Annotated in this window: 7 protein-coding genes and 1 tRNA gene; 4 read left to right on the top strand and 4 right to left on the bottom strand. The window is 40.8% G+C overall.

The annotated features are described in order from the left end of the window. Window positions 1–1022 (bottom strand): AMIN domain-containing protein (locus C7B62_RS21920; RefSeq protein ID WP_146132171.1); only part of this gene is annotated, 1022 nt, incomplete at its 3' end. Between the two features lie 630 nt (window positions 1023–1652). Here C7B62_RS21920 and sppA point away from each other — a divergent pair. Then, on the top strand, window positions 1653–3473 hold the full coding sequence (gene sppA, locus C7B62_RS21915) for a signal peptide peptidase SppA (protein WP_106242340.1): 1821 nt from the start codon (window positions 1653–1655) through the stop codon (window positions 3471–3473). Window positions 3474–3640: 167 nt separating this feature from the next. Then, entirely contained in the window at window positions 3641–5059 is a 1419-nt protein-coding gene (locus C7B62_RS21910; protein ID WP_106242343.1) for a Mur ligase family protein, read from the top strand. 43 nt (window positions 5060–5102) lie between these two features. Here the strand turns inward: C7B62_RS21910 and C7B62_RS21905 are convergent, their stop codons facing one another. The 3 genes from C7B62_RS21905 to C7B62_RS21895 form a co-directional block, all read right to left on the bottom strand. Further along, window positions 5103–6059 carry a PhoH family protein gene (locus C7B62_RS21905; RefSeq protein WP_106242337.1) on the bottom strand — a complete coding sequence of 319 codons (957 nt, stop codon included), beginning with the start codon at window positions 6057–6059 and terminating at the stop codon, window positions 5103–5105. A gap of 246 nt (window positions 6060–6305) precedes the next feature. Then, a tRNA-Asn gene (locus C7B62_RS21900) sits at window positions 6306–6377 on the bottom strand. Window positions 6378–6456: 79 nt separating this feature from the next. Then, window positions 6457–6924 carry a CRR6 family NdhI maturation factor gene (locus tag C7B62_RS21895; protein ID WP_106242334.1) on the bottom strand — a complete coding sequence of 156 codons (468 nt, stop codon included), beginning with the start codon at window positions 6922–6924 and terminating at the stop codon, window positions 6457–6459. Window positions 6925–7110: 186 nt separating this feature from the next. Here C7B62_RS21895 and C7B62_RS21890 point away from each other — a divergent pair, with 186 nt between their 5' ends. Together C7B62_RS21890 and sir are read left to right on the top strand one after the other, a co-directional pair. After that, the gene (locus tag C7B62_RS21890) at window positions 7111–7557 is read left to right on the top strand and encodes a Fur family transcriptional regulator (protein WP_106242332.1); all 447 of its coding nucleotides are present in this window, start codon (window positions 7111–7113) and stop codon (window positions 7555–7557) included. Window positions 7558–7920: 363 nt separating this feature from the next. Next, the gene (gene sir, locus C7B62_RS21885; protein WP_106242329.1) at window positions 7921–9855 is read left to right on the top strand and encodes a sulfite reductase, ferredoxin dependent; all 1935 of its coding nucleotides are present in this window, start codon (window positions 7921–7923) and stop codon (window positions 9853–9855) included. The last annotated feature ends 328 nt before the right edge of the window (window positions 9856–10183 follow it).

The raw sequence follows: 10183 nt of genomic DNA, 5'->3' as shown, positions 1-10183 counted from the left end.
GTATTAAAATTTCCTGCGGTAAATGAAGCTTCATAAAATGGTTCACTTAAAGGTTTTTTAGACACCAGATTAATAATTCCCCCAGGTTGTCCTTGACCAAATAGCACTGAGGCTGGCCCTTTTAAAACTTCAACGCTTTCGAGATCGCTGGCATTTAGTGGTGCTAAAGAAAAGTAGGTAATACCATCTCGAAATTTTTCACCATCAAAACCCCGAATCAGAAAATTAGGCCCATTCCCACTTGTTCCTCTACCACCCGCAGAAACTACACCACTCACAGTTTCTAAAGCGTCTCCTAATTCGGTCACGTTACGATCTTTCAGTACTTGCTGTGGTACTACTTGAATGGATAAGGGCGTATCTTTTATCGGTGTATCTGTCCCTATAGCAGTACTAGCTTCAGGAACATAATAATTATCTTCTTCGGCTTCGCCTGTCGCAATTATTTCTATTTCCTCATCTGGTGATTCTTGTGCCGTATTTCCTTGAGGATCGATACTTAAGATTAAATTTTGCCCTGATGGTAATATTTCAGCTCTTGGCGCTTGTCTTTCTCCTGTAATAATTAAGCGAATACTATTGTCATCTATCTTTGTTAGTCTCACTTGATTAATTCCTGGTGCAGGATTGGTTTTAGTTACACCATTCCTAATCGAGAAGCCTAATGTGGCATCTAAAAGATCGATAACTAGATTATTACCTTCAGGTAAGATTAGCGGAACTAATCTCTGACTTCCTGCTAAGGTTTTGAGGATTACTTCTAAACCTTGATTCGTTTGATTTAGTTCTATTCCTGTAACTCTCGTAATCTTGTTTTGTTGTGCGAGTAAATCTGTAGCCGAAGTAGAAACAGTCTGGCGAAAGTTAATATCTTTAAGACTAAATACTAAATGACTATTTATCTTAGTAACTGATAGCATTTTTTCTTGTGCCTCAGTCTTCCAGGGAGAAAGTAAAACTAAAAACACTGATAACAAAGGAATATTTAGCCATAGCAATCCACAACGGTAACTCCGCTTCATTCAAAGACTCCTCAGACAAAAGATATTAATTCTCAATTAGATGCCAAGGATAAATTTAAGTGATTTGACGTAGTTTGTCTACAGCATCAAGATTAAGGTTATCTATTTGTCATAAATATTAAAGATGTGATCGCTTTTTTAGACCAACTCTGTGTTTAAGCGATCGCAACTTCTATACTTGCAACTCAAAGCCAAGTAACATATCTTTTGGCTTAACCGAACAGTATTGTTCTGTATTGGCAATCTCTAAAAATCAGATTAGATTTACGTATCGAGCGAGACTTGTGCTTGCGGCTACAAAAATAATAAAGTCAGCCCTAAAAAGCCTGAAGGAGCTTATGAGTGAAATCATGTCTAGAGCTGACAATATATAACATATAGTTTGCCTGTGGCTTTCATGTGACGAACCAATGAATTTTTGATGACGGCATCAAACCGCCTTGCAGTCAGCTTTAAGCATTAAGGTATAAGCGTTCAGACAATTAAAAGTTGGGTAAAAGCACATATTTAACGGTAGATTAGCAATAACGATGATACTGATGGGGAAGTTTACGGGAAGTATAAAAATAGGCTGATTGTAAGTCGCTCTAAATTCTATCTCACATCACTTACTCATAACAAATCACCATAATGCGTCAATTTTTAAAACAGACTTTTGCTAGCACCATCGGTAGTATGATTGGCTTATGCCTTTTTTTGGGCTTAAGTGTCGGCGGTTTAGTTTTGATTTTACTAATTACCGTCTCAGACAGTAAAAAAAGTCAAGGTGTTCAGGATAAATCAGTTTTAGTTTTTGATTTGTCTACTCAAGTTAAAGACTCTAAGTCTCCTGCAAATCTAGCACAGGCATTTTCGGCTGAAAAACAAGAAAACATTCCCCTGCGCAGAGTTCTAGAGTCCATTAATGAAGCAACTAAAGACGATCGCATTGTGGCAATGCTGCTTGACGGGAGAAAAGTTTCTACTCCTAACGGTTATGCCACGATTGAAGAGGTTAGAACTGCTTTGGAGAAGTTTAAGGCAGCGGGCAAAAAAATTATTGCTTATGACGTAACTTTGAGTGAGCAAGAGTATTATCTCGCTTCTTTAGCAGATCAAGTGATTATTAACCCGATGGGAATGATGGAGCTTAATGGTTTGAGTTCCAAGCAAATGTTTTTTAAAGGTGCATTGGAAAAATATGGCGTAGGAGTTCAGGTAATTCGGGTGGGAGATTATAAATCAGCCGTAGAACCCTATATTCGCTCAGATATTAGTCCTGCCAACAAGGAACAAACAAGAGTTCTGCTCTCAGATCTTTGGGATAAATTTCTCAATCATGTAGCTGATAGTCGAAAATTAGACCCAGGGAAACTGCAACAGCTAGTGGATGCTAAGGGGTATCTTGAACCCCAGGAAGCAAAACAGGCTGGTTTAATCGATCAGGTAGGCTATTACGATCAGGTAGTGAGCAAATTACGAACATTAACCCAAGAAACTAAAGACACCGAAGAGACAGAAAGCTTTAGACAAGTCGATTTAGGAGCTTATGCCACCCAGATGATTCCCTCGACTGAAGTTAGTTCTACTTCCAATGCTGGGTCAAAAATTGCTGTAATCTATGCTGAGGGAGCAATTGTCGATGGTAGTGGGAGTATTGAAACCGTTGGGAGCGATCGCTTTGCTGAAGATTTTCAAAAATTACGCGCAGATGATAGCGTCAAAGCAGTGGTGCTGCGGATCAATAGTCCTGGTGGCAGCGCTACCGCCTCAGATGTCATTTTAAGAGAGATCCTGCTGACTAAACAGAAAAAACCAGTAATTGTGTCGATGGGTAACATAGCAGCCTCTGGAGGCTATTGGATCGCTGCTGGTGCAGATGAGATTTTTGCGGAAGAAAATACGATTACGGGTTCGATTGGAGTTTTTGGTTTACTGTCAAATATCCAAGAAATTGCCAATGCTAATGGCATTACCTGGGATGTGGTAAAAACAGGGAAGTTTGCCGATATTGACTCTAATGTTCGTCCGAAAACTGAAGCAGAATTGGCTATATATCAACAGTCAGTAGATAAAACCTATGGACTATTTGTGAATAAAATAGCTGATTATCGTCATCTACCAGTAGCCAAGGTCAAAGAGATTGCTGGAGGTCGTGTGTGGTCGGGTAAAGAAGCAATCAAAATTGGCTTAGTCGATCGCCTGGGAGGATTAGAAAGTGCGATCGCCTATGCAGCCAAAAAAGCCAACCTCAGCAACAGTTGGCAGCTTGAGGAATATCCCCAGCAAAATCCTTTTGACACTCTGATTCTTCAACAATTGTTTATGGCTAAAATCTGGGAATCTCAAGCAGCAAAAGAACCTATTACCGCTGAATTACTCAAGATTAAGCAGGAATTATCGATGTTAAGCGCCTTTAACGACCCTAGCGGCGTATATGCTCGGTTACCGTTTAATTTTGAGCTTGATTAATCAATTAGCTTTAAGCTTTAAGCTCTAAGTGAACAGGGCATATAGCTACTACTTGCTACTTTTATACGGCTATACTTGTCATTCGCGATTAGTTATTGTTAACTATTGATGTTATCCCCCTTGACGGGACTGTATATTGATCACTGATCGTTGGTAACTGAATGAAAATGCAACTATTAGATCGGCTTCGCTTGGGTTTTGCTGTTGGAATAGCCAAGACGGTAACAGGGGTAGTGCGATCGCTGGGCTTGGGTGCTGCCTCTGTCTTGCCAGGAGAAATTTCTCGTCGTCTGCATTCTCGCTTATTACCTCTTTTATTTGAACAGGTTAGCCAAGGGGTGATTTTGGTAGTGGGGACAAATGGTAAAACCACCACCTCTTTATTGCTCAAACAAATTTTAAGCGATCGCGGTTACACCGTCGTGCATAATTCTAGCGGAGCAAATTTAATTAACGGTTTGATTACAGCGTTGCTGAGTAGTGCGGACATGACGGGAAGGATTTCCGCCGACTATGCCATCCTCGAAGTAGATGAAAACATTCTGCCTCTACTATTAAAAGACTGTCAGCCTAAATATATTCTGGCGCTCAATCTCTTTCGCGATCAGTTAGACAGATATGGTGAAGTTGATACTATTGCCCAACGATGGGGAAAAGCGATCGCTTCTCTGCCAGAAGATACCACCATCGTCTTAAATGCTGATGATCCTACTCTCAGTAGTTTGGGACAACAGCTAAAACAAAAAGTTCTTTATTTTGGACTCAATGAACCAGAATTATACCTGTCCGAAATTCCCCATGCGGTTGATTCAATTTATTGTCCTCGTTGCGGACATCTGCTCGATTATCAAGGAGTTTATCTGTCCCATTTAGGAGACTATCAATGTCCTAGCTGCGGTTTTGCCAAAAGTAACTTAACCCTAGAAAGCAAACAGCACCCACAGATTTTAATCGGCGTATACAACAAGTACAATACTCTGGCAGCTAGTGTCTTAACCCAGTCAATTGGGATTAAAACCGAAGATATATATCGCACGGTGCAAAACTTTAAAGCAGCCTTTGGTCGCGCCGAAGAGTTAGAAATCGAGCAAAAGCAGGTGCGGATTATGCTTGCCAAAAATCCTGTCGGGATGAATGAAACAATCCGTGCCGTTAATGATATTAAGAAGAAAGGTAAATCCGATGTTACTCTCTTAGTCTTAAACGATCGCATTCCCGATGGTACAGATGTTTCTTGGATCTGGGATGTTGATACCGAGGAATTAGTTAAGCTAGGAGGGACTTTGATTGTCAGTGGCGATCGCGTTTACGACATGGCCTTAAGGCTGGCATATAGTTCTGAATTCGTTGACCCAGCTAAAACAAATTTTGAAGTCGAGGGACGCGTCCCACGGGATACCGCTTTGCATATCGCCGAAGGGCGCAAGTCCAATCGACTTGTTGAATTAATAGTCAACGAAGACCTACCCGAAGCCATTAGCACTGCCTTAAAATACACCAAACCCACCGAAACACTGCACATTATCCCTACTTATTCAGCCATGTTGGAAGTTAGAGAAGTATTAGTTGGACGCAAGATTCTTTAATGATCGAGCAACTAGAATCAAAGCCTCTGTTCCATTTACAACATTAACCTTGATAACGCTCGTAAGCTGCTACTATTTTTTGCACTAGAGGATGACGTACCACATCAGCCTGAGACAATTCGCAAAAAGCAATCCCTTCAACATTACGTAGAATTCTGCGAGACACTACTAATCCTGAATCTTGACTAGAAGGTAAATCAGTCTGAGTAATATCTCCTGTGACTACCATTTTTGACCCAAAGCCTAAACGAGTTAGCACCATTTTTAGCTGTGCAGGAGTAGTGTTTTGTGCCTCATCAACAATCACAAAAGCATTTGATAAGGTACGTCCTCGCATATATGCTAAAGGAGCAACCTCAATTTTACCTCGCTCCATTAAATCGGGAATTTTTTCAGCATCAATAAATTCATAAAGAGCATCGTATAAGGGACGCAAAAAAGGATTAACTTTCTCTTGCAAGTCTCCTGGCAAAAATCCTAGTTTTTCCCCTGCCTCCACTGCGGGGCGAGTTAAAATAATTCTTTCGCATTCGTCACTAAGTAGAGCCTTGACTGCCAATACAGCAGCCAGAAAAGTTTTTCCTGTTCCCGCCGGTCCAATCCCAAAAGTAATATCATATTTTTGAATCGCTTTGACATATTGCTTTTGTTTAAAGGTTTTGGCACGAATTATTTCACCTTTTTTGGTACGGGCTAAAATATTGCTTTGTAGATCGCTATATTCTTCCGTCCTACCAGTATCGATCGCCACAAATGCGGTTAGGAGATCTGGTTCATATAGAGGCTTGCCTAACGACCATAACGGTTCGAGGGTTCTAATCGCTTTGGCACAACGTTCCACTGCTTTAGCCTGTCCTTGTAAGAGTAAATCTTGTCCCCGCAAGACCAGATTAACTCCCGTCTGTCGAGATAGAAATTGGAGATTTTGCTCTTTGATTCCTGCCAGGGCGATCGCACTTTGACTATCTGGCAGTTGAATTGTTTGAGACGTTTGGGTCATATATTAGTTTGAGACTTTAACTCTTATCTTACAAGTTCTTTTGGGCAATATTATCTCCAGCTTTAAAAGCGCGTATTTCACACGTGTTGCACGGATTGTTTTGGTCATCTGAACTTGCGATCGGATTTTTAGCGATCGCCATCTAATCAATACTTAAATTTCTATGGTTAAGTCAGACTAATCTGTCATCGCTGACAAGTAATTAGTTAATGTACATAATATGTATGTACTTAATATTTTTGAAAACTCCCCAGGTAGGATTTGAACCTACGACCAATCGATTAACAGTCGACCGCTCTGCCACTGAGCTACTGAGGATTGCTCTATTAGCACTAAATAATAATAGCGAATGCCCCTGCACTTGGCAAGTATTTCTTTAAAACTAACGCTGCCAAAATCAAATCAGGTTAAAAAATGCATCATTTAACTCGTAACCAAACAACTGTGCCATGGACTTCAAGCGGGATCGCTCAGGAATTCCTTGTTCTTTTAACCAGTCGGATAAAACAAAGATTTTATTCATGACAAAAATCTCCAACGCTTCTGGATTAAATATAATACCCTCATTGCGATTGAACTGATGCGGAACCAGCATGGCAGCATAGCGAGCTAGTTCTCCTGCTTTCCAATCTAGCAGAAACGGCAGCCAAGGATAGATGGTATCCAAACGAACATACCACAGTCTGATTTCAGGAATCTCTGATAGCTCGCGAGGATCGTTTTCTGAGCGTTCAAAAGAGATCGCCAACTGTAGTTGCTGTTCATAGTCGGCAATTTTGGCTAACCAAGGCGTAATTTGGTTTTTTACTAATGATAAATCTAAACAGGCGATCGCCTGATGATTCAAGGCTATTTTTACAGTCACAATTAATATTACAAAAATAGAGGAGTTTAAGTTTGATTAAGCTAAACTTAACGAAGAAAATCCAAGACTCATTGTCTGATCAGGCAAGTTACTGTTTACTTTACTAGTTTTTAGATAGACATTTAGCTTAAATTTAAGTTAAAGTGGTAACGAGTATGTATAGTTTCAAATTAAGTTAGCCTCCCCATGAAAACGACTGAGGCCAGTTCCAAACCGATTAGCTCTTTAGAAGATGCTCTAGCTCGTTGCCAAGAATTAGGCATGCGAGTTAGTCGTCAGCGCCGTTATGTTTTAGAACTGTTGTGGAAGAACGAAAACCATCTTTCCGCCAGAGAGATCTATGACTTGCTTAACAAAGAGGGCAAAGAAATTGGTCATACATCGGTGTATCAAAACCTAGAGGCATTATCAGCAGGGGGCGTAATCGAGTGTTTAGAGCGCTCAGACGGCAGGCTGTATGGCAATATTAGCGATTCTCATAGCCACATCAACTGTTTGGATACCAAGCAAATTATCGATTTGCAAATTGAGTTACCCGAATCAATCATCAAGCAGATTGAAGAACAGACGGGAGTTTCAATTGTAGATTATCGGATTGACTTTTTTGGCTACAAAAATTCGCCAAAAGCATAATAGAAAACTCTTTAGAGATCTTTTATCTTTATCTCTACCTGCTATGGGATCGGCTTCTCTTCGCTCATCTTATCGGTAGACAAGAAGATAATTTTTGTAAGCATAGACGTGGAGCAACTTGTATTGTTTGTTACCAAGATGCGAGAATATTACTTCTTAGTCGGCAGGTAAATTGGTTCAAAAAAAACCGTCAGAAGGCTTTGAGCTTAAGTAGATCTTGTAAAAAATTAGGGTTCATTCATTGATATGTCTTAACACATTATTTCGATACGATAGGCGATCGCAAACGCTAAGATAAAAAAGAACCTTTAAACCCCAAACAGCAAAACTTAAACAATTCTCCTGGTATTTATTGATAAGAATATGGTTCAGACTCCAATTGAAAAAAAAGTATCCAAAGTAGAAAAATTAAAAGAGCGCAGTAACTTTCTTCGCGAACCTCTTCTGAGTGAACTACAACAAGATACCACCCACTTTACCGAAGATGCGACTCAAATCCTGAAATTCCACGGCTCTTACCAGCAAGATAACCGCGATAATCGAGTCAAGGGTCAAGAAAAAGACTATCAGATGATGCTGCGTACTCGTAGCCCAGGGGGATTCATTCCACCAGAATTATTTTTGGCTTTAGATCGTCTTGCCGAAGAATATGGTAATCATACCCTGCGGATCACAACTCGTCAGGGGTTTCAGATTCACGGAATTCTGAAGCAAAACATGAAAACGGTAATTAAGACGATTCTCAACAACATGGGTTCAACCCTGAGTGCTTGTGGAGATGTTAACCGCAACGTCATGTCTCCTCCTGCACCGTTTAAGAACAAGCCTGAATACCAGTACGCGTTTAAATATGCCAATAATATTGCCGATCTGTTAAATCCTCAAAGCGGTGCTTATTACGAGATCTGGCTAGATGGAGAAAAAGCTATTAGTGTCGAGGAAGCTCCTGAAGTCAAGGCTGCTAGGCAAAGTAAAGGCAGAGGAATGATTGTTGAAAATAGCCTTGAGCCAATTTATGGCGAGCAGTTTCTACCCCGTAAGTTCAAAATCTGCGTTACCGTACCTGGAGACAACTCTGTTGATGTTTATACCCACGATATTAGTCTGGTGGTAATGACTAATAAGAAGGGAGAACTTCAAGGATTCAATGTTCTTGCTGGGGGTGGTTTAGGACGTACTCACAATAAGGAAGAAACCTTTGCACGGATCGCCGATGAAATTGGCTATGTAGACAAAGCCGATATTTATGATTTAGTTAAAGCAATTGTCGCTACCCAAAGAGATTATGGCGATCGCACTAACCGCCGTCATTCGCGCATGAAATACTTGATTCACGATTGGGGAGTTGAGCAATTTAAAGCCAAAGTCGAGTCCTATTTTGGCAAAGAACTCAAGCCTTATAAAAAGCTCCCAGTCTGGCAATATCAAGACTTTTTAGGCTGGCACGAACAGGGAGATGGTAACTGGTTCTTCGGCATCGGGGTGGAAAACGGCCGAGTTAAAGATGAGGGTGCTTTTCAATTAAAAACTGCCCTACGAGAGATTGTGCAGCAGTTAAACCTGCCCATGCGCTTATCTCCCAACCACAATATTATCCTCTGTGAAATTCCTCCAGAACACAAAGCAACCGTCGAGAATATTCTCAATAATCGGGGCATAATTACCGATCCCCAGGCGATCGACCCCCTAACTCGCTATTCTATGGCTTGTCCTGCTTTGCCTACCTGTGGACTAGCGATTACGGAATCAGAGCGAGCTTTACCAGGAATTACCGATCAAATTAGGACATTATTGCATAAACTAGGAATGGTAGACGAACACTTCGTGATGCGGATGACTGGGTGTCCCAACGGCTGCGCTCGTCCCTACATGGCGGAACTAGGTTTTGTCGGCAGCGCACCAGATAAATACCAAATCTGGCTGGGAGGCACACCCAACCAAACTCAGTTGGCCCAACCTTATGAGCAGCAAATGCCCATAGATGAGCTAGAATCATTTTTCGAGCCTATATTTGTCTTCTTCAAGCAGAGTCGCAAATCTGAGGAAAGCTTTGGTTCATTCTGTAGTCGCGTTGGATTCGCTGCCATTCGTAATTTTGCTGAAAACTACACTCTAGGAAGTTATATGGATACAGATAATACTATTAAACCCAAATTTCGTAAAAATCAGCGTCGTGTTAGCGTTCCCGATCATCTTTTCCCTCGCTTGAAAGAGATTGCTGAGAAAGAAGGCAGACCAATGAATCAAATTATTGCCGATGCTTTAAGCGATTACTTTACTAAAAGTAAAGAAGCATAATTAGCATAATTAAGATTTTTGTCTGAATCTGACTTACTAGGCTGCTACTTAGCAGCCTTTTTTGCCTGAAAATTCATGAGCAAACTAGCAATTACAGCAATCCGCGAATACGTTAAAACATTTTTTTTGACTGCTACTTACTACTAATGAAGCCAATCACTCTGACTGTCCTAATTTAACCTTGTACGGCGGGCTATACTGATCGGTAATCACACAGGCAAAGAAATTGTAAATTTGGTATTTCCAGGCAGGGTCATTTTGCCAGAAAGTAGTTGAACAGCAATGCTACCATCATGTTGCTCAATAATTTGTTTGGCGATCGCCAAAC

The organism is Pleurocapsa sp. CCALA 161 (assembly GCF_003003995.1).
In the GTDB taxonomy this organism is placed as follows: Bacteria; Cyanobacteriota; Cyanobacteriia; order Cyanobacteriales; family Xenococcaceae; genus Waterburya.
Note: the sequence above shows the minus strand (reverse complement) of the source record. Positions and strands in the feature narration are given on the sequence as shown.

Bases quoted from the DNA above. Each gene is read 5' to 3' on its own strand.
- sppA (WP_106242340.1), top strand. From the start codon at position 1,653: ATGCGTCAATTTTTAAAACAGACTTTTGCTAGCACCATCGGTAGTATG.
- C7B62_RS21910 (WP_106242343.1), top strand. From the start codon at position 3,641: ATGCAACTATTAGATCGGCTTCGCTTGGGTTTTGCTGTTGGAATAGCC.
- sir (WP_106242329.1), top strand. From the start codon at position 7,921: ATGGTTCAGACTCCAATTGAAAAAAAAGTATCCAAAGTAGAAAAATTA.
- C7B62_RS21890 (WP_106242332.1), top strand. From the start codon at position 7,111: ATGAAAACGACTGAGGCCAGTTCCAAACCGATTAGCTCTTTAGAAGAT.
- C7B62_RS21905 (WP_106242337.1), bottom strand. From the start codon at position 6,059: ATGACCCAAACGTCTCAAACAATTCAACTGCCAGATAGTCAAAGTGCG.